This window comes from Pedococcus sp. P2_D9, from assembly GCF_056404275.1.
The window spans coordinates 75,395-95,101 of the sequence record NZ_JBFUEI010000002.1 but is presented as its reverse complement, the minus strand read 5'-3'; the positions used below and the strand labels follow the sequence as shown (position 1 = coordinate 95,101).

Genomic DNA, 19,707 nt, shown 5'->3' with positions numbered 1-19,707 from the left:
AGGTGAAGGCCCGCCCCCGGGTGGCCGGAGAGCGGTCCCGGGCACGCGCCCCCCAGCAGCCCCTCGTCGACCCTGGCGCAGGCGCGCCGGGGGCAGGTGACCAGACGAGCCCCACGCGGAGCTGGCCCCGGCTCCCGAAGCTGCCCACGCGGCATACCTGGACGTCGTCACGGCCTGCGGCCGACGGCCGGCGACGCTGGATCGCTCCGCTCGTGGCCCTCGTCGCCGTGCTGGCCGTGCTCGGGACCGTCGTGGGCGTCAGCCTGCGCGACGCCGGCGCCCAGGCCGCCACCAACCGGGCGGCGGCCAGCCAGGCCCGCACCTCGATCGAGCAGATGCTCAGCTACAGCTACAAGACCATCGACGCGCAGTCGGCACAGATCGAGGGCCTGCTCACCGGGTCGTTCAAGGGCGAGTTCACAGCCGCCATGGACAAGGACATCAAGCCGCTCGCGGTCAAGAACCAGACCGTCGTGCAGGCCAAGGTGTCCGACGTCGGGGTGATGAGCTCCTCGCCCACGACCGTCAAGGTGCTGGCGTTCGTCAACCAGGCCCGCATCGGCACCGACCAGCAGGACCCCGTGGTCGACCAGAACCGGGTCATCGCGACGATGACCCAGGTCGGCGACCGCTGGCTGATCAGCAAGGTCGAAGCCTTCTAAGGGCCTACCACCCCTTCGGAGATCCGGCGCGGCGACGCCTCCCGGACGCCTCCCGGATCCTCCTGACCTGCGGCGATGCATCCCCCCTTCGGGTGCGTCGCCGCAGGTCGTTCGGCGCCACACGGGGCGAATGTCTTGACGTAGGGGGTTTCGCGCGTCATCCTCGTCTGCGTCGGATCAGCCCGTGGCTTGTGGCCCGGGCCTGACCCCCGTCAACGGTCGTGGCGTGAGCCCGCTGGACACGGTTGGACGAGGCTGCCCTCTTTCGTGTATGCTCTTCCTTTGCGCTGCCCTCTTTCTTCGATCCCGCCTCAGACCTCAGCCTTTCGTCGTGCCCTGCGGCACGAATTCCTGGCCCTGTCTCCTGCGTGGTCGGCACCGGCGGTCAGCGCTGCACCGGTTTCGAACCATCAGATTTAAGACAAGGCCCGTGGAAGGACCCCTCCTTGGCTGCCTCGCGCAACGCGACTCAGACTGTGTCCACCGCACGGACGGTTTCAGGCCGTCTGTCCTTCGCAAAGATCCGCGAACCCCTCGAGGTCCCCGACCTCCTGGCGCTGCAAACGGAAAGCTTCGACTGGCTGCTCGGTAACGAGCGCTGGCAGGCCCGTGTCGCAGAGGCCAAGGCCGCCGGCCGTGGGGATGTGCCGGATCGCTCCGGCCTCGAGGAGATCTTCGAAGAGATCTCCCCGATCGAGGACTTCAGCGGCTCCATGTCGCTGTCGTTCCGCGACCACCGCTTCGAGGAGGTCAAGTACTCCATCGAGGACTGCAAGGAGCGCGACCAGACCTACTCCGCGCCCCTGTTCGTCACCGCGGAGTTCATGAACACCACGACTGGCGAGATCAAGAGCCAGACGGTCTTCATGGGTGACTTCCCGCTCATGACCGAGCGCGGCACCTTCGTGATCAACGGCACCGAGCGTGTCGTCGTCTCCCAGCTGGTCCGCAGCCCGGGCGTCTACTTCGAGCGCACGCCCGACAAGACGTCCGACAAGGACATCTACACCGCCAAGGTCATCCCGAGCCGTGGTGCCTGGCTGGAGTTCGAGATCGACAAGCGCGACATGGTGGGCGTCCGCGTCGACCGCAAGCGCAAGCAGTCGGTCACCGTCCTCCTCAAGGCCCTGGGCATGACCGAGGCCGACATCCTCGAGGAGTTCGGCGAGTTCGAGTCGATGCGCCTCACCCTGGAGAAGGACCACACGGCCGGCCAGGACGACGCGCTGCTCGACATCTACCGCAAGCTGCGCCCGGGCGAACCGCCGACCCGCGAGGCTGCCCAGACCCTGCTGGACAACCTCTACTTCAACCCCAAGCGCTACGACCTGGCCAAGGTCGGCCGCTACAAGATCGACCGCAAGCTGGGCGTCGCCGCCGAGCTCAGCGCCTCGGTCCTGTCCGTCGACGACATCGTCGCCACGATCAAGTACATCGTCTCGCTGCACGCCGGTGAGTCGACGCTCGCCGGCAAGAACGGCGACGAGGTGCCGGTCGAGGTCGACGACATCGACCACTTCGGCAACCGTCGTCTGCGCAACGTGGGCGAGCTCATCCAGAACCAGGTCCGCACCGGGCTGTCCCGCATGGAGCGCGTCGTCCGCGAGCGCATGACCACGCAGGACGTCGAGGCGATCACCCCGCAGACCCTGATCAACATCCGCCCCGTGGTGGCGTCGATCAAGGAGTTCTTCGGCACCTCCCAGCTGTCGCAGTTCATGGACCAGAACAACCCGCTCGCGGGCCTGACGCACAAGCGGCGTCTGTCGGCCCTCGGCCCGGGTGGTCTGTCCCGCGACCGCGCCGGCATGGAGGTCCGTGACGTCCACCCGTCGCACTACGGCCGCATGTGCCCGATCGAGACCCCTGAGGGCCCGAACATCGGCCTGATCGGCTCGCTCGCGTCCTACGGTCGGATCAACCCGTTCGGGTTCATCGAGACGCCCTACCGCAAGGTCGTCAAGGGCAAGGTCACCGACAAGGTGGACTACCTGTCCGCCGACGAGGAGGACCGCCACGTCATCGCGCAGGCCAACGCCGTCATCAACGCCGAGGGCCTGTTCACCGAGGACCGCGTCCTGGTGCGCACCAAGGGCGGCGAGATCGACTACATCCCCGGTGCCGACGTCGACTACATGGACGTCTCCCCGCGCCAGATGGTGTCGGCCGCGACCGCGCTGATCCCGTTCCTCGAGCACGACGACGCCAACCGTGCGCTCATGGGTTCCAACATGCAGCGCCAGGCGGTGCCGCTGGTCAAGTCCGAGGCTCCGCTGGTCGGCACCGGCATGGAGTACCGCGCCGCCCTCGACTCGGGCGACGTCGTCCGGGCCGAGACCGCTGGTGTGGTCACCGAGGTGTCCGCCGACCTCGTCACCGTCGCAGGTGACGACGGCTCGACGCGCACCTACCGGATCGCCAAGTTCGCGCGCTCCAACCAGGGCACGTCCTACAACCAGGTCGTCGTCGTCAACGAGGGCGACCGGGTCGAGGCCGGCGGCGTCATCGCCGACGGTCCCGCGACCGACGGTGGCGAGATGGCCCTGGGCCGCAACCTGCTCGTGGCGTTCATGCCGTGGGAGGGCCACAACTACGAGGACGCGATCATCCTCAGCCAGCGTCTGGTGCAGGACGACGTCCTCTCCTCGATCCACATCGAGGAGCACGAGGTCGACGCCCGCGACACCAAGCTCGGCCCCGAGGAGATCACCCGGGACATCCCGAACGTCTCCGAGGAGGTCCTGGCCGACCTCGACGAGCGCGGCATCATCCGCATCGGCGCCGAGGTCCGCGACGGCGACCTGCTCGTCGGCAAGGTCACGCCCAAGGGTGAGACCGAGCTGACGCCGGAGGAGCGCCTGCTGCGCGCCATCTTCGGTGAGAAGGCTCGCGAGGTCCGCGACACGTCGCTCAAGGTGCCCCACGGCGAGACCGGCACGGTCATCGGCGTCAAGGTGTTCGACAAGGACGAAGGCGACGACCTGCCCCCGGGCGTCAACCAGCTCGTCCGCGTCTACGTCGCCAACAAGCGCAAGATCACCGATGGAGACAAGCTCGCCGGCCGTCACGGCAACAAGGGCGTCATCTCCAAGATCCTGCCCGTCGAGGACATGCCGTTCCTCGAGGACGGCACCCCTGTGGACGTCGTGCTCAACCCGCTCGGTGTCCCCGGTCGTATGAACGTCGGCCAGATCCTCGAGCTGCACCTCGGCTGGGCCGCCTCCCGCGGTTGGGAGATCGCGGGCAACCCGGACTGGGCCAAGCTCATCCCCGAGGACGCGCGCTCGGCCCCGGCCGGCACCCGTGTCGCCTCGCCGGTGTTCGACGGTGTGCGCGAGGACGAGATCGTGGGTCTGCTGGACTCCACGACCAAGACCCGCGACGACGTGCGGCTCATCGACGGCTCCGGCAAGTCCCGGCTCTTCGACGGTCGCTCCGGCGAGCCGTTCCCCGAGCCGGTGTCCGTGGGCTACATGTACATCCTCAAGCTGCACCACCTCGTGGACGACAAGATCCACGCCCGCAGCACCGGCCCCTACAGCATGATCACGCAGCAGCCGCTGGGTGGTAAGGCTCAGTTCGGTGGCCAGCGCTTCGGTGAGATGGAGGTGTGGGCACTCGAGGCCTACGGCGCGGCCTACGCGCTGCAGGAGCTGCTCACGATCAAGTCCGACGACGTCCAGGGCCGCGTGAAGGTCTACGAGGCGATCGTCAAGGGCGACAACATCCCGGAGCCCGGCATCCCCGAGTCCTTCAAGGTGCTCATCAAGGAGATGCAGTCGCTGTGCCTGAACGTCGAGGTGCTCAACAGCGAGGGCACCTCCATCGAGCTGAAGGAGTCCGACGAGGACGTCTTCCGCGCGGCGGAGGAGCTCGGCATCGACCTGTCCCGGCGCGAGCCCAGTTCGGTCGAAGAGGTCTAAGGCGCGGGTATGCCGCGTGGACGCCCTGGGCGGGCACGCGGCATACCAGCCCTCCTCACGACCCACCCTTTGAGTTTTAGCTAGAGACACGGAAGAAGGAACCACGTGCTCGACGTCAACTTCTTTGACGAACTGCGCATCGGCCTGGCCACTGCTGACGACATCCGTCAGTGGAGCCACGGCGAGGTGAAGAAGCCCGAGACGATCAACTACCGCACCCTCAAGCCTGAGAAGGAGGGCCTGTTCTGCGAGCGCATCTTCGGCCCCACCCGGGACTGGGAGTGCAACTGCGGCAAGTACAAGCGGGTCCGCTTCAAGGGCATCATCTGTGAGCGCTGCGGCGTCGAGGTCACTCGTGCCAAGGTGCGTCGTGAGCGGATGGGCCACATCGAGCTCGCCGCCCCCGTCACCCACATCTGGTACTTCAAGGGCGTCCCGTCGCGCCTGGGCTACCTGCTCGACCTCGCCCCGAAGGACCTCGAGAAGGTCATCTACTTCGCGGCCTACATGATCACCTCGGTCGACGAGGAGCAGCGCCACAAGGACCTGCCCTCGCTCGAGGCCCAGATCGAGGTGGAGAAGAAGGAGTACGAGAACAAGCGTGACTCCGAGGTCGACACCCGGGCCAAGCGGCTCGAGTCCGACATCGCCGAGCTCGAGGCCGAGGGTGCCAAGGCTGACGCCCGCCGCAAGGTGCGCGAGTCCGCCGAGCGCGAGATGAACCAGATCCGCAAGCGCGCCGACATGCAGATCGAGCGCATCGAGCAGGTCTGGGACCGGTTCAAGAACCTCAAGGTCCAGGACCTCGAGGGCGACGAGATCCTCTACCGCGAGATGCGTGACCGCTTCGGTCTGTACTTCGAGGGTGGCATGGGCGCCGCCGCGATCCAGAAGCGCCTGCAGGACTTCGACCTCCAGGCCGAGTCCGAGCTGCTACGCGAGATCATCGCCACCGGCAAGGGCCAGAAGAAGACCCGTGCCCTCAAGCGGCTCAAGGTCGTCACCGCCTTCCAGGCCACGACGAACAAGCCGTCCGGCATGGTCCTGGACGCCGTCCCGGTCATCCCGCCGGACCTGCGCCCGATGGTGCAGCTCGACGGTGGCCGCTTCGCGACCTCCGACCTCAACGACCTCTACCGTCGCGTGATCAACCGCAACAACCGGCTCAAGCGTCTGCTCGACCTCGGTGCGCCGGAGATCATCGTCAACAACGAGAAGCGGATGCTCCAGGAGGCTGTCGACAGCCTCTTCGACAACGGCCGTCGTGGTCGCCCGGTCACGGGTCCCGGCAACCGTCCGCTCAAGTCGCTGTCCGACATGCTCAAGGGCAAGCAGGGCCGSTTCCGCCAGAACCTGCTCGGCAAGCGCGTCGACTACTCCGGCCGTTCGGTCATCGTCGTCGGCCCGCAGCTCAAGCTGCACCAGTGCGGTCTGCCCAAGCAGATGGCCCTCGAGCTGTTCAAGCCGTTCGTGATGAAGCGCCTGGTCGACCTCGACCACGCGCAGAACATCAAGTCGGCCAAGCGCATGGTCGAGCGCGCCCGTCCGGTCGTGTGGGACGTCCTCGAAGAGGTCATCACGGAGCACCCCGTGCTCCTCAACCGCGCGCCCACCCTGCACCGCCTCGGCATCCAGGCCTTCGAGCCTCAGCTCGTCGAGGGCAAGGCCATCCAGATCCACCCGCTCGTCTGCTCGGCCTTCAACGCCGACTTCGACGGTGACCAGATGGCTGTGCACGTGCCCCTGAGCACCGAGGCGCAGGCCGAGGCCCGCATCCTCATGCTCTCGAGCAACAACATCCTCAAGCCGGCCGACGGCCGTCCGGTGACCATGCCCACCCAGGACATGATCATCGGGCTCTACCACCTCACGTCCGAGGTGGAGAACGGCAAGGGCTCCGGCCGCGCGTTCTCGTCGGTCTCCGAGGCCCGCATGGCGTTCGACGCCGGCGAGCTCGAGCTCGGCAGCATCGTCAAGATCCGCCTGCTCGACGTCGTCCCGATCCCGGGCACGGAGCTCGCCGAGGGCACCGAGGTCAACGAGCAGGGCCAGGTGGCCTCGCTCACCATCGAGACCAGCCTCGGTCGCGCGCTGTTCAACCAGACGCTGCCGGTGGACTACCCGTTCGTGGACGCGGTCGTCGACAAGAAGCGTCTGTCGACCATCGTCAACGACCTGGCCGAGCGCTACACCAAGGTGCAGGTCGCTGCGAGCCTCGACGCGCTCAAGGAGTACGGCTTCCACTGGGCGACCCGCTCGGGCACCACGGTGGCCATCTCCGACGTCGTGACCCCGCCGCGCAAGCTCGAGATCCTCGAGGGCTACGAGGTCAAGGCCACCAAGGTCCAGGTGCAGTACGAGCGTGGTCTGATCACGGACGACGAGCGCCGTCAGGAGCTCATCGAGATCTGGACCCAGGCCACCAACGAGGTCGCCAAGGAGATGGAGGCCAACCTCCCGAAGACCAACACCATCTACAAGATGGTGTCCTCGGGTGCGCGTGGTAACTGGATGCAGCTGCGGCAGATCGCCGGTATGCGTGGTCTGGTGTCCAACCCGAAGGGCGACATCATCCCGCGACCGATCCGCGCGAACTTCCGCGAGGGCCTGTCCGTGCTCGAGTTCTTCATCTCCACGCACGGTTCCCGTAAGGGTCTTGCCGACACCGCGCTTCGTACCGCCGACTCGGGTTACCTGACCCGTCGCCTGGTGGACGTCTCGCAGGACGTCATCATCCGCGAGGACGACTGTGGGACCGAGCGTGGCCTGACCATGCCGATCGCGCAGAAGACCACCTCCGGCGCCCTGGTCGAGCACGACGACGTGGAGACCTCGGTCTACGCCCGCACGCTCGCCGCCGACGTCGAGAAGGACGGTTCCGTCCTGGCCGAGGCCGGTATCGACCTCGGTGACGTCGTCATCGACGCGCTCGTCGCCGCCGGCGTCGAGCAGGTCAAGGTCCGGTCGGTGCTCACCTGTGAGTCCCACGTCGGCACCTGCGCCGCCTGCTACGGCCGGTCACTCGCGACCGGCAAGCTCGTGGACATCGGCGAGGCCGTCGGCATCATCGCGGCCCAGTCCATCGGTGAGCCCGGCACCCAGCTGACGATGCGTACCTTCCACACCGGTGGTGTGGCTGGTGACGACATCACGCAGGGTCTGCCCCGTGTCGTCGAGCTGTTCGAGGCCCGCACCCCCAAGGGTGTGGCCCCGATCGCCGAGGCGTCCGGTCGGGTCAGCATCGAGGACACCGACAAGACCCGTCGCATCATGCTCACCCCGGACGACGGCTCCGAGGAGCACGCCTACCCGGTGAGCAAGCGCGCGCGTCTGCTGATCGCCGACGGCGACCATGTCGAGGTCGGCCACCGCATGACGCAGGGTTCGATCGACCCCAAGCAGGTCCTTCGCATCCTCGGCCCGCGGGCGGTCCAGATGCACCTCGTCGACGAGGTGCAGCACGTCTACCGCCAGCAGGGTGTGTCGATCCACGACAAGCACATCGAGGTCATCGTCCGCCAGATGCTGCGCCGGATCACGATCATCGAGTCCGCCGATGCCGACCTGCTCCCCGGTGAGCTGGCCGAGCGTGGTCGGTTCGAGACCGAGAACCGTCGCGTCGTCGCCGAAGGTGGCCGCCCGGCCTCGGGTCGCCCCGAGCTCATGGGTATCACCAAGGCGTCGCTGGCCACGGACTCCTGGCTCTCGGCCGCCTCCTTCCAGGAGACGACCCGCGTGCTGACCGAGGCCGCGATGAACGCCAAGTCGGACCCRTTGCTGGGTCTGAAGGAGAACGTCATCCTCGGAAAGCTCATCCCGGCCGGCACGGGTCTCCCGCGCTACCGGAACGTCAAGGTCGAGGCCACGGAAGAGGCCAAGGCTGCGATGTACTCGATGCCCAGCTACGAGTACGACTACCCGGTGTTCGGTCCCGGCTCCGGCGAGGCCATCCGCCTCGACGACGCCGAGCTCGGCCTGGACTGAGCCTCCGGCTCCGCCCGCTGAGGGCGGGTATGCCGCGTGGTCACCACGCGGCATACCCGCCCTTTCGCATTGTCGGTGCGCGACTTGTTGCCCGCTGGTGGTCACCGAGCCGGCGATTCGGTGGTCCCGTGACGATCTGCGCGCACCAAGTCGGCACCTCGGCGACTTGGTGCCGGCTGGTGGTCACCGAGGCGGCGATTCGGGGGTCCGGTGACGATCTGCCCGCACCAAGTCGCAGCACGTCGGGCCGGCGGCGCTTGGTGTAACCGATTTGGACCGCCACCACGCAGGCGGTATCTTTGAACACTGTGTCTGAGGTCTGCCTCAGTCATGCGCTGGAGTCGGTGCCGACCAGACAGCAAGATGTCGGCCGCTGGACCAGCACCCCTCTCGCCGGGCACTCCGCAATCGATCCGCACTGGGTCGCGCGTGGAGGGTGCAGGGGAGAGCGCCAAGCACGACACACCCGAGTGCGGGGGTCGGGCGAGGCACCACACCAAGGAGTGCCCGAGGGTTGCGAGACGCAGCCCGACGACACAGAACATCAACTACGTACGGAGAACAGGTTGCCTACGATCAACCAGCTTGTGCGCAAGGGGCGTCAGGACAAGGTCACCAAGACCAAGACTCCTGCCCTCAAGGGCTCGCCCCAGCGCCGTGGTGTGTGCACGCGTGTGTACACCACCACCCCCAAGAAGCCGAACTCTGCCCTGCGGAAGGTCGCCCGCGTGCGCCTCACCAGCGGCATCGAGGTCACGGCCTACATCCCGGGCGTCGGCCACAACCTGCAGGAGCACTCGATCGTGCTCGTGCGTGGTGGTCGTGTGAAGGACCTCCCCGGCGTGCGTTACAAGATCGTCCGCGGCTCGCTCGACACCCAGGGTGTCAAGAACCGCAAGCAGGCCCGCTCCCGTTACGGCGCGAAGATGGAGAAGAAGTAATGCCTCGCAAGGGACCCGCGCCCAAGCGCCCCCTCGTCGTCGACCCGGTCCACAACTCCCCGTTGGTGACCCAGCTGGTCAACAAGATCCTCCTCGATGGCAAGAAGTCCATCGCCGAGACGATCGTCTACGGCGCCCTCGAGGGCGTCAAGGAGAAGACCGGCTCCGACCCCGTCGTGACCCTCAAGCGCGCGCTGGACAACATCCGTCCGACGCTCGAGGTCAAGTCCCGCCGTGTCGGTGGCGCCACCTACCAGGTGCCGATCGAGGTCAAGCCCAACCGCGCGACCACCCTGGCCCTGCGCTGGATGGTCGGCTACTCGCGTCAGCGTCGTGAGAAGACCATGACCGAGCGCCTCATGAACGAGATCCTCGACGCGTCCAACGGCCTCGGTGCCGCGGTGAAGCGTCGTGAGGACACCCACAAGATGGCCGAGTCCAACAAGGCCTTCGCGCACTACCGCTGGTAACAGCGTCCGGTATGCCGCGGGCGCAACACMCGCCCGCGGCATACCGGAGGTGCGTGGTCGAGGCCCCGCCCCCACGCACCACAACGAACTTTTTCTAACGAGCGAGATGAGACGATCACATTGGCACTCGACGTCCTGACGGACCTGACCAAGGTCCGCAACATCGGGATCATGGCGCACATCGACGCCGGCAAGACGACGACGACTGAGCGCATCCTCTTCTACACCGGTGTCAACCACAAGATCGGTGAGACCCACGACGGTGCGTCGACGACCGACTGGATGGAGCAGGAGAAGGAGCGCGGCATCACGATCACGTCTGCCGCCGTGACCTCCTTCTGGGAGGGCACCCAGATCAACATCATCGACACCCCCGGTCACGTGGACTTCACGGTCGAGGTGGAGCGCTCGCTGCGCGTCCTCGACGGTGCCGTCGCCGTGTTCGACGGCAAGGAGGGCGTCGAGCCCCAGTCCGAGACCGTGTGGCGTCAGGCCGACAAGTACGACGTCCCCCGCATCGCGTTCGTCAACAAGATGGACAAGCTCGGCGCGGACTTCTACTTCACCGTCGACACCATCAAGGACCGCCTCGGCGCGGAGCCCCTCGTGCTCCAGCTGCCGATCGGCTCCGAGAGCGAGTTCGTCGGCGTCGTCGACCTCATCTACCGTCGTGCCCTCGTGTGGCCCGGTGACTCCAAGGGTGACGTCACCATGGGTGCCAAGTACGAGATCCAGGAGATCCCGGCCGACATGCTCGAGAAGGTCGAGGAGTACCGCCACGCCCTCGTCGAGCGCGTTGCCGAGTCCGACGACGTCCTCATGGAGAAGTACCTCGGTGGCGAGGAGCTGACGCCCGAGGAGATCAAGGGCGCCATCCGCAAGCTCACGGTCAACTCCGAGCTCTACCCGATCCTGTGCGGCTCTGCCTTCAAGAACCGCGGTGTGCAGCCGATGCTCGACGCCGTCGTCGACTACCTGCCTTCGCCGCTCGACGTCCCCCCGATGGTCGGCCACAAGCCGAACCACGAGGAGATCGAGATGACGCGCAAGCCCGACACGAGCGAGCCGTTCTCGGCGCTGGCGTTCAAGGTCGCCACGCACCCGTTCTTCGGCACGCTGACCTTCATCCGGGTCTACTCCGGCCAGATCTCCGCCGGCTCCGCGGTCGTCAACACGACCAAGGGCCGCAAGGAGCGCATCGGCAAGCTCTTCCAGATGCACGCCAACAAGGAGAACCCCGTGGAGGAGGCCCTCGCGGGTCACATCTACGCGGCGATCGGCCTCAAGGACACCACCACCGGTGACACGTTGAGCGACCCGAATGAGCAGATCGTGCTCGAGTCGATGACGTTCCCGGACCCGGTCATCCAGGTGGCCATCGAGCCCAAGACCAAGGGTGACCAGGAGAAGCTCTCCACGGCCATCCAGAAGCTCTCCGCCGAGGACCCGACCTTCCAGGTCCACCACGACGAGGAGACCGGCCAGACGATCATCGCCGGCATGGGCGAGCTCCACCTGGACATCCTCGTGGACCGCATGAAGCGCGAGTTCAAGGTCGAGGCCAACGTCGGCAAGCCGCAGGTGGCCTACCGCGAGACGATCCGTCGCACCGTGGAGAAGCTCGACTTCACCCACAAGAAGCAGACGGGTGGCTCCGGCCAGTTCGCCAAGATCCAGATCAGCATCGAGCCCCTCGACACCGCCGAGTCGGGCGAGATGTACGAGTTCGTGAACAAGGTCACCGGTGGCCGCGTTCCGCGCGAGTACATCCCGTCGGTCGACGCCGGCATCCAGGACGCCATGCAGTACGGCGTGCTCGCCGGCTACCCGCTGGTCGGCATCAAGGCGACGCTGCTCGATGGCGCCTACCACGACGTCGACTCCTCCGAGATGGCGTTCAAGATCGCCGGTTCCATGGCGCTCAAGGAGGCCGTCCGCAAGGCCGACCCCGTGCTCCTCGAGCCGATGATGGCCGTCGAGGTGCGTACGCCCGAGGACTACATGGGCGACGTCATCGGTGACATCAACTCCCGCCGTGGCCAGATCCAGGCCATGGAGGACATCAGTGGTGCCAAGGTCGTCCGCGGCCTGGTCCCCCTGTCGGAGATGTTCGGCTACGTCGGTGACCTGCGGTCCAAGACCCAGGGTCGGGCGAACTACTCGATGGAGTTTGACTCCTACGCCGAGGTCCCCAAGGCTGTTGCCGAGGAGATCATCAAGAAGACGCGTGGTGAGTGACCGGTAGCATTACCGGTCGCACTCCACGCAACGAACCACCAGAGCTCCACAACCCCCAATCCGCGCCACGTCCCATCTGGGCAAAAGGCGTTTCACCAAGAAGAGTCCTGAGGAGGACATCAAGTGGCGAAGGCAAAGTTCGAGCGGACTAAGCCGCACGTCAACATCGGCACCATTGGTCACATCGACCACGGTAAGACGACGCTGACGGCTGCGATTTCCAAGGTCCTGCACGACAAGTACCCGGACCTGAACCCGCAGTTCGCGTTCGACGACATCGACAAGGCACCCGAAGAGAAGCAGCGCGGTATCACGATCTCGATCGCGCACATCGAGTACCAGACGGAGAGCCGTCACTACGCCCACGTCGACTGCCCCGGTCACGCTGACTACGTGAAGAACATGATCACGGGTGCGGCGCAGATGGACGGTGCGATCCTCGTGGTTGCGGCGACCGACGGCCCGATGCCGCAGACGAAGGAGCACGTCCTCCTGGCCCGCCAGGTCGGCGTTCCCTACATCGTCGTGGCGCTCAACAAGGCCGACATGGTCGACGACGAGGAGATCCTCGAGCTCGTCGAGATGGAGGTCCGCGAGCTGCTGTCCGACTACGAGTTCCCGGGCGACGACCTGCCGGTCGTCAAGGTCTCGGCGCTCAAGGCGCTCGAGGGCGACGCCGAGTGGGGCAACTCCGTCCTGGAGCTCATGGACGCCGTGGACAACCACATCCCGATCCCCGAGCGTGACGTCGACAAGCCGTTCCTCATGCCCGTCGAGGACGTGTTCACGATCACCGGTCGTGGCACCGTCGTCACCGGTCGTATCGAGCGCGGCATCCTCAACGTCAACGCTGAGGTCGAGATCGTCGGCATCCACCCCGGCCCGCCGGCCAAGACCACGGTCACCGGCATCGAGATGTTCCGCAAGCTGCTCGACGAGGGTCGTGCGGGCGAGAACGTCGGCCTGCTTCTTCGTGGCACCAAGCGCGAGGACGTCGAGCGCGGCCAGGTCATCGTCAAGCCGGGCTCGATCACCCCGCACACGGACTTCGAGGCCAACGTCTACATCCTGTCCAAGGATGAGGGCGGCCGTCACACGCCGTTCTACGACAACTACCGCCCGCAGTTCTACTTCCGCACCACCGACGTGACCGGCGTCGTGCACCTCCCCGAGGGCACCGAGATGGTCATGCCCGGTGACAACACGGAGATGAACGTCGAGCTCATCCAGCCGATCGCCATGGAGGAGGGCCTGCGCTTCGCCATTCGCGAGGGCGGCCGTACCGTCGGCGCCGGCCGCGTCACCAAGATCACCAAGTAACACTCGGCGACTTCGCCACCGGTGATCTGACGCACCAGCACCACAGGAGGGCCCCGCAGCTTCGGCTGCGGGGCCCTTCGCTGTCCCGTATGCCGCGCGGGCCTGCGACGTGTTGCCGCCAGGTCGTCACGGGGTGGCGATTCCCGGGTGTTGGTGACCACGAGCCGGCAACAGGTGGGGGCCTCTGGCGACGTGTTGCCGCCAGGTCGTCACGGAGTGGCGATCTCCGGGGTTTGGTGACGACCAGCCGGCAACAGGTGGGGGCGTCTTGCGACGTGTTGCCGCCAGGTCGTCACGGGGCGGCGATTTCCGGGGTTGGTGACCACCAGCCGGCAACAGGTGGGCGGGGGTCAGCCGTGGGCCGCTGCGAACTCGGCGGCGGTCAGCTCGTAGACGACCTCGCCCAGCTCGGCACCGGGCAGCGGCTCGTCCCATTCCCTGATGTCGGTGCGGACGTGGCGCAGGCCGAGCCGTTCGAGGACCGCCCGGGAGCGGACGTTCACTGCCATCGTCTCGGCCCAGATCCGGTCGAGCCCGACGGTGACGAAGCCGTGCTCCATCAAGCGGGTGGCGCCCTCGGTGGCCAGCCCTCGCCCCCAGGCTCGCCTGCGCAGCCGGTAGCCCAGCTCGGCAGCCTCGCTCGTCAACCCGTCGTCCGGGGTGAGGCAGAACCACCCGACGAACTCCTCGTCCTCGAAGGYGGACCAGTAGCCCAGCCCCAGCGCGTCGTGCGCGGGTTCGGTGCGGTGCGGCATCCAGACCTCGATGACCTCCTGTGGCCCGGTGGCCCTCCCGGTCAGGAACTCCATCACGTCGGGGTCGCCGTCGAGCTCGACCAGCAGGTCGCTGTCGTCCGCCTTCAGTGGACGCAGCTGGAGCCGCGGCGTCGTCAGGTGCGGCCTGGACATCAGGAGGGCGTCTGCAACAGCTCGGGTCCGATCTGCGCCACCGAGCCGACACCCGACAGCCCCATCGTCAGGTCCAGCTCGGCCACGATGTTGGCCAGCACGTCCCTGACACCGTCCCGCCCACCGAGGGCCAGGCCGTAGAGGTAGGGCCGGCCGATCGCGACGGCGTCGGCGCCCAGCGCGATGGCCTTGACGACGTCGCTGCCGGTGCGGACACCGCTGTCCAGGATCACCGCGAGGTCGGGTCCGAGGGCTGCGCGCACCGACGGCAGGGCGTCGAGGGAGGCGATCGCGCCGTCGACCTGCCGTCCGCCGTGGTTGCTGACCACGACCCCGCTGGCACCCGCTTCCACGGCCCGTGTCGCGTCGTCAGGGTGCAGGACACCCTTGACCAGGAACGGGAGGTCCGTGCGGTCGCGCAGGGTGGCGAGCTGCTCCCAGGTGAGCCCGGGGTTCGAGTAGATGTCGAGGAACGTCTCGACCGCAGCCCGGGGCGTGGGGGAGCGGAGGTTGGCCCGCAGGTCGCCGGGGTGCTCGCGGCTGATCGACAACAGCGACCGGAGCGCGCCCACCGTCACCTTGACGTCGTCCTTGGCGCGCACGGCTGCCTCAGCCGCGGCCGCCTTCGCCGCGATCCGGTCGCGGACCACCTGCTGGAAGCGCGGGTCGGAGGTGTACTGCGCGATGCCGATGCCCTGGGAGAACGGCAGGGACCCGAGGTTCAGGTCCTGGGGGCGCCACCCCAGCATCGTCGTGTCGAGGGTGACCACGATCGCCTCGGCGCCGCTCGCGGCGGCGCGGGCGAGGAAGCTGTCGACGAGCGGTTCGTCGGTGGACCAGTAGAGCTGGAACCATCGCGGCGCCGACCCCATGGCTGCCGCGACGTCCTCCATCGGGGAACACCCCTGGTTGGACAGGATGTACGGCAGGCCGAGCTCAGCCGCCGCCGAGCCGATCTCGAGGTCGCTGTCGCGGTGGACCAACCCGGCCGCACCCACGGGGGCGAGCAGCACCGGTGCGGGAAGCCGTCGGCCGAGGATCTCGGTGGACAGGTCGCGCTGGGCGTTGCCGGGCAGCAGGCGGGGCACGATCCGGACGCGCTCGAAGGCGGCGCGGTTCGCCCGCATGGTCGCGCCCTCGCCCGCCCCGCCCGCGACATAGGCCCAGGCCCGTGGTGACATCGTCGCTGCCGCACGTCGCTCGAGCTCGGCGAAGTCGGTCGGCACCGTGGGGCGGTGGCCCAGCACTCCCGCGCGGTAGATCAGGCCCTGCCTGGCCCTGCCTGGACCTTCGGGCGGCGTCGTCATGGCCCCGATCCTGCCAGCGGGACCACCCCGCTGGGGGTGAACGACACCGGTGAGCACCCGGCATACCCGGGAGGGGGCAGAGCGGCGCGACGCGCCATCGGAGCGGGTATGCCGCGTGGCCCGGCCTCGATTTGGTAGGTCACCGTCGCCTCTGGCACACTGGACCGGTTGCTTGACGCGCGCCGTTGACCCATGTCGACGCCGCCACCCCCGGTGACACACCTCGAACCGTGCATTGATGCGCGGGGCGACACTCCAGGGAAGCGCAAGCCCCGGCTCTGCCGGTCAATCCGAACCGCACGACTGCGTGAAAACGCGTGTCGTCCGGCCGCGAAGCGGGTGCGACACACCCGACCGCGGGGGTCGGAGATGGCCAAGAGCCGGCCAAGCTAGATGTTCGGCGAGAGAGAGACGTAACGGAGATGGCGGGACAGAAGATCCGCATCCGCTTGAAGTCGTATGACCACGAGGTCATCGACAACTCGGCGCGCAAGATTGTCGACACGGTGACCCGTGCTGGCGCGACGGTAGTCGGCCCTGTGCCGCTGCCCACGGAGAAGAACGTCTTCGTGGTCATCCGTTCGCCCCACAAGTACAAGGACAGCCGCGAGCACTTCGAGATGCGCACCCACAAGCGCTTGATCGACATCATCGACCCGACGCCGAAGGCCGTCGACTCGCTGATGCGTCTCGACCTGCCGGCAGACGTCAACATCGAGATCAAGCTCTGAGGCTGGCGAAATGACCACCACTGCTACCAAGACCGTGAAGGGCGTACTGGGCAAGAAGCTCGGTATGACCCAGGTGTGGGATGCCGACAACCGGCTCATCCCCGTCACCGTCATCGAAGCGGGCCCCTGCGTCGTCACGCAGGTCCGCGCCGCTGCGAAGGACGGCTACGACGCCGTCCAGATCGCGTTCGGCGCCATCGACCCCCGCAAGGTGACCAAGCCCCTGACCGGGCACTTCGAGAAGGCCGGCGTGACCCCGCGTCGCCACCTCGTGGAGCTCCGTACCGCTGACGCCGCCGAGTACACGCTCGGCCAGGAAGTCACGGTCGAGACCTTCGAGGCCGGCCAGGCGATCGACGTCACCGGGACCACCAAGGGCAAGGGCTTTGCCGGCGTCATGAAGCGTCACGGCTTCCACGGCGTCAGCTCCTCCCACGGTTCCCACAAGAACCACCGCAAGCCTGGCTCGATCGGTGGCTGCGCCACCCCGGGTCGCGTGTTCAAGGGCATGCGCATGGCCGGCCGGATGGGCGGCGAGCGCCAGACCACCCAGAACCTCACGATCCACGCCGTGGACGTGGAGCGGGGCCTGCTGCTGATCAAGGGTGCCGTTCCCGGCCCCCGCAACGGCACCGTCCTCGTCCGCACGGCCGCGAAGGGAGCCTGAGCCAGATGGCAACCAAGACCGTCGCTGCTGACCTGCCCGCCGAGATCTTCGACGTCCAGGTCAACGTTCCGCTGATCCACCAGGTCGTCGTGGCCCAGCTGGCCGCCGCGCGTCAGGGCACGCACTCCACCAAGACCCGCGGCGAAGTCCGCGGTGGTGGCCGCAAGCCCTACCGCCAGAAGGGCACCGGCCGCGCCCGTCAGGGCTCGACCCGCGCCCCGCAGTTCGCAGGCGGTGGCGTCGTCCACGGCCCGCAGCCGCGTGACTACGCCCAGCGGACCCCCAAGAAGATGAAGGCCGCCGCCCTGCGCGGTGCCCTCTCCGACCGGGCCCGCAACGACCGGGTGCACGTCGTCGAGTCCCTCGTGACCGGCACTGCGCCGTCCACCAAGGACGCGCTCGCGCTGCTCGCCGGCCTGACCGACCGTCCCAACCTGCTCGTCGTGCTCGACCGCAGCGATGTCGTGTCGCTGAAGTCGGTCCGCAACCTCGACGGCGTGCACGTGCTCGCCGCCGACCAGCTCAACACGTACGACGTGCTGTGCGCGGACGATGTCGTCTTCACCACCGCTGCCCTGGAGGCGTTCGTCTCCAAGGCGCAGCCGGTCGGCGGCGTCATCGAGGTCGAGATCGTCGACGACGCACCTGCCAAGGCCGACAAGCCGGCCAAGGCTGCCAAGACCGAGAAGTCCGAGGCCAAGGCGGACAAGCCTGCCAAGGCGGAGAAGCCGGCCAAGGCCGACAAGCCCGCCAAGGCCGAGAAGCCCGCCAAGGCCGAGAAGGCCGCGACGCTGGTGGACGCTCCCGAGGACACCGACGGTGGCTACGGCGCCGACTCGGCTGTCGCCCTCGAGGACGGCTCCGCGCCGGAGGGCTTCGAGGTCAAGGGCAACAAGGACTCGATGAAGTTCCACGTCCCCGGCTCCCGCTGGTACGACGCGACCGTCGCCGAGGTCTGGTTCCGCACTGCGGATGCCGCCCAGGCTGCAGGTTTCGTCCCCGCCGGTGGCGCTGCTGCCCAGGAGACCACTGACGTGGCTGAGGAGGAGACCAAGTGAGCACCCAGTCTGCTCTGTACGGCAAGGACCCCCGCGACATCCTGATCGCGCCGGTCGTTTCCGAGAAGTCGTACTCGCTGCTCGACCAGGGCAAGTACACCTTCATCGTCGACCCGCGGGCGAACAAGACGGAGATCAAGATCGCCGTCGAGCGCGTCTTCAACGTCAAGGTTGACTCCGTCCACACCCTCAACCGTGTCGGCAAGACCCGCCGCACCCGGTTCGGCCTCGGCAAGCGCAAGGACACCAAGCGTGCGATCGTCACCCTCCGCGAGGGCTCGATCGACATCTTCGGTGCCGGCGCCTGACGGAATCGCTGAAGAGACGTAAGGGATTACGAAACATGGGTATCCGTAAGTACAAGCCGACCACGCCTGGCCGCCGAGGCTCCAGCGTCGCCGACTTCGTCGAGGTCACGCGCTCCACGCCTGAGAAGTCGCTGGTGCGCCCCCTGACGAAGTCCGGTGGACGCAACAGCAACGGCCGCATCACCACCCGTCACATCGGTGGTGGACACAAGCGCGCCTACCGCGTCATCGACTTCCGTCGCCATGACAAGGACGGCGTGCCGGCCAAGGTCGCTCACATCGAGTACGACCCCAACCGCACGGCGCGCATCGCGCTGCTGCACTACGCCGACGGTGAGAAGCGCTACATCCTGGCCCCCAAGGGCCTGGAGCAGGGCGCCAACATCGAGAACGGCCCCTCGGCCGACATCAAGCCCGGCAACAGCCTGCCGCTGCGCAACATCCCGACCGGTACGGTCATCCACGCCGTCGAGCTCAAGCCCGGTGGCGGTGCGAAGATCGCCCGCTCCGCTGGTGTGCGCGTGCAGCTCGTCGCCAAGGACGGTCCCTACGCCCAGCTGCGTATGCCGTCCGGTGAGATCCGCAACGTCGACCTGCGCTGCCGCGCCACGGTCGGCGAGGTCGGCAACGCCGAGCAGTCCAACATCAACTGGGGCAAGGCCGGCCGCATGAGGTGGAAGGGCAAGCGCCCGACCGTCCGTGGTGTCGCCATGAACCCGGTCGACCACCCGCACGGTGGTGGTGAGGGTAAGACGTCCGGTGGTCGTCACCCCGTCAGCCCGTGGGGTCAGGCCGAGGGCCGCACCCGCCGCCCCGGCAAGCCGAGCGACAAGATGATCGTTCGCCGCCGTCGTACTGGCAAGAAGCGCTGAGAAGGAGCCTGAGAAACCATGCCTCGTAGCTTGAAGAAGGGCCCTTTCATCGACGGCCACCTTCAGAAGAAGGTCGACGTCCAGAACGAAGCGGGCACCAAGAACGTCATCAAGACCTGGTCGCGTCGGTCGGTCGTGAGCCCCGACATGCTGGGTCACACCCTCGCCGTGCACGACGGTCGCAAGCACGTCCCGGTGTTCGTCACCGAGTCGATGGTCGGCCACAAGCTCGGTGAGTTCGCACCGACCCGCACGTTCAAGGGTCACGTGAAGGACGACAAGAAGGGGCGTCGTCGCTGATGGCTGCCCCGACCGAGA

Annotated in this window: 15 protein-coding genes; 13 read left to right on the top strand and 2 right to left on the bottom strand. The window is 67.3% G+C overall.

Annotated elements, in window-relative coordinates; genetic code table 11:
* Window positions 1–2 precede the first annotated feature (2 nt).
* The 7 genes from AC1DXJ_RS03210 to tuf all read left to right on the top strand — a co-directional run bounded on the left by AC1DXJ_RS03210 (window position 3) and on the right by tuf (window position 13,538).
* Window positions 3–662: a hypothetical protein gene (locus AC1DXJ_RS03210; protein WP_477613524.1), complete on the top strand. Its 660-nt coding sequence runs from the start codon at window positions 3–5 to the stop codon at window positions 660–662.
* A gap of 446 nt (window positions 663–1,108) precedes the next feature.
* A complete protein-coding gene (rpoB, locus tag AC1DXJ_RS03205; protein WP_477613523.1) occupies window positions 1,109–4,585 on the top strand; it encodes a DNA-directed RNA polymerase subunit beta in 3,477 nt (1,158 codons plus the stop codon).
* 105 nt (window positions 4,586–4,690) lie between these two features.
* Window positions 4,691–8,569: a DNA-directed RNA polymerase subunit beta' gene (locus AC1DXJ_RS03200; protein WP_477613522.1), complete on the top strand. Its 3,879-nt coding sequence runs from the start codon at window positions 4,691–4,693 to the stop codon at window positions 8,567–8,569.
* Between the two features lie 566 nt (window positions 8,570–9,135).
* On the top strand, window positions 9,136–9,510 hold the full coding sequence (gene rpsL / locus AC1DXJ_RS03195; protein WP_056883290.1) for a 30S ribosomal protein S12: 375 nt from the start codon (window positions 9,136–9,138) through the stop codon (window positions 9,508–9,510).
* Complete coding sequence (gene rpsG, locus AC1DXJ_RS03190; protein ID WP_056915473.1) at window positions 9,510–9,980, top strand: 30S ribosomal protein S7; 471 nt, start codon at window positions 9,510–9,512, stop codon at window positions 9,978–9,980. Before rpsL ends, rpsG begins: the two co-directional genes overlap by 1 nt.
* A 120-nt stretch (window positions 9,981–10,100) precedes the next feature.
* Window positions 10,101–12,218, top strand: coding sequence for an elongation factor G (gene fusA, locus AC1DXJ_RS03185; RefSeq protein WP_477613521.1), 2,118 nt, complete (start codon window positions 10,101–10,103; stop codon window positions 12,216–12,218).
* Between the two features lie 123 nt (window positions 12,219–12,341).
* Window positions 12,342–13,538: an elongation factor Tu gene (gene tuf / locus AC1DXJ_RS03180; protein WP_477613520.1), complete on the top strand. Its 1,197-nt coding sequence runs from the start codon at window positions 12,342–12,344 to the stop codon at window positions 13,536–13,538.
* Window positions 13,539–13,888: 350 nt separating this feature from the next.
* Here the strand turns inward: tuf and AC1DXJ_RS03175 are convergent, their stop codons facing one another.
* Window positions 13,889–14,446, bottom strand: coding sequence for a GNAT family N-acetyltransferase (locus tag AC1DXJ_RS03175; protein WP_477636314.1), 558 nt, complete (start codon window positions 14,444–14,446; stop codon window positions 13,889–13,891).
* Entirely contained in the window at window positions 14,446–15,753 is a 1,308-nt protein-coding gene (locus AC1DXJ_RS03170) for an alpha-hydroxy-acid oxidizing protein (RefSeq protein WP_477613518.1), read from the bottom strand. Before AC1DXJ_RS03170 ends, AC1DXJ_RS03175 begins: the two co-directional genes overlap by 1 nt.
* A 422-nt stretch (window positions 15,754–16,175) precedes the next feature.
* Between AC1DXJ_RS03170 and rpsJ the strand changes: the two genes are divergently transcribed.
* From rpsJ to rpsS, 6 genes are read left to right on the top strand one after another with little or no spacing between them, the layout of a single operon-like run.
* Window positions 16,176–16,484, top strand: a complete 309-nt coding sequence (gene rpsJ, locus AC1DXJ_RS03165; RefSeq protein ID WP_009775966.1) for a 30S ribosomal protein S10 — start codon at window positions 16,176–16,178, stop codon at window positions 16,482–16,484.
* A gap of 10 nt (window positions 16,485–16,494) precedes the next feature.
* A complete protein-coding gene (gene rplC, locus AC1DXJ_RS03160) occupies window positions 16,495–17,151 on the top strand; it encodes a 50S ribosomal protein L3 (RefSeq protein WP_477613516.1) in 657 nt (218 codons plus the stop codon).
* 5 nt (window positions 17,152–17,156) lie between these two features.
* Entirely contained in the window at window positions 17,157–18,209 is a 1,053-nt protein-coding gene (gene rplD, locus AC1DXJ_RS03155; RefSeq protein WP_477636313.1) for a 50S ribosomal protein L4, sunset domain variant, read from the top strand.
* Window positions 18,206–18,517, top strand: coding sequence for a 50S ribosomal protein L23 (gene rplW, locus AC1DXJ_RS03150; protein WP_477613514.1), 312 nt, complete (start codon window positions 18,206–18,208; stop codon window positions 18,515–18,517). The genes rplD and rplW overlap by 4 nt, the downstream gene beginning before the upstream one ends.
* Before the next feature lie 35 nt (window positions 18,518–18,552).
* Complete coding sequence (gene rplB / locus AC1DXJ_RS03145) at window positions 18,553–19,389, top strand: 50S ribosomal protein L2 (protein WP_056923997.1); 837 nt, start codon at window positions 18,553–18,555, stop codon at window positions 19,387–19,389.
* An 18-nt stretch (window positions 19,390–19,407) separates the two neighbouring features.
* Window positions 19,408–19,689 carry a 30S ribosomal protein S19 gene (rpsS, locus tag AC1DXJ_RS03140; protein WP_056923996.1) on the top strand — a complete coding sequence of 94 codons (282 nt, stop codon included), beginning with the start codon at window positions 19,408–19,410 and terminating at the stop codon, window positions 19,687–19,689.
* Window positions 19,690–19,707 lie beyond the last annotated feature (18 nt).

What these genes read in the sequence shown, in the direction of transcription:
- rpsG (WP_056915473.1), top strand. Translation starts at nt 9,510, where the DNA reads ATGCCTCGCAAGGGACCCGCGCCCAAGCGCCCCCTCGTCGTCGACCCG.
- AC1DXJ_RS03170 (WP_477613518.1), bottom strand. Translation starts at nt 15,753, where the DNA reads ATGACGACGCCGCCCGAAGGTCCAGGCAGGGCCAGGCAGGGCCTGATC.
- rpsJ (WP_009775966.1), top strand. Translation starts at nt 16,176, where the DNA reads ATGGCGGGACAGAAGATCCGCATCCGCTTGAAGTCGTATGACCACGAG.
- rplC (WP_477613516.1), top strand. Translation starts at nt 16,495, where the DNA reads ATGACCACCACTGCTACCAAGACCGTGAAGGGCGTACTGGGCAAGAAG.
- rplD (WP_477636313.1), top strand. Translation starts at nt 17,157, where the DNA reads ATGGCAACCAAGACCGTCGCTGCTGACCTGCCCGCCGAGATCTTCGAC.
- rplB (WP_056923997.1), top strand. Translation starts at nt 18,553, where the DNA reads ATGGGTATCCGTAAGTACAAGCCGACCACGCCTGGCCGCCGAGGCTCC.
- rpsS (WP_056923996.1), top strand. Translation starts at nt 19,408, where the DNA reads ATGCCTCGTAGCTTGAAGAAGGGCCCTTTCATCGACGGCCACCTTCAG.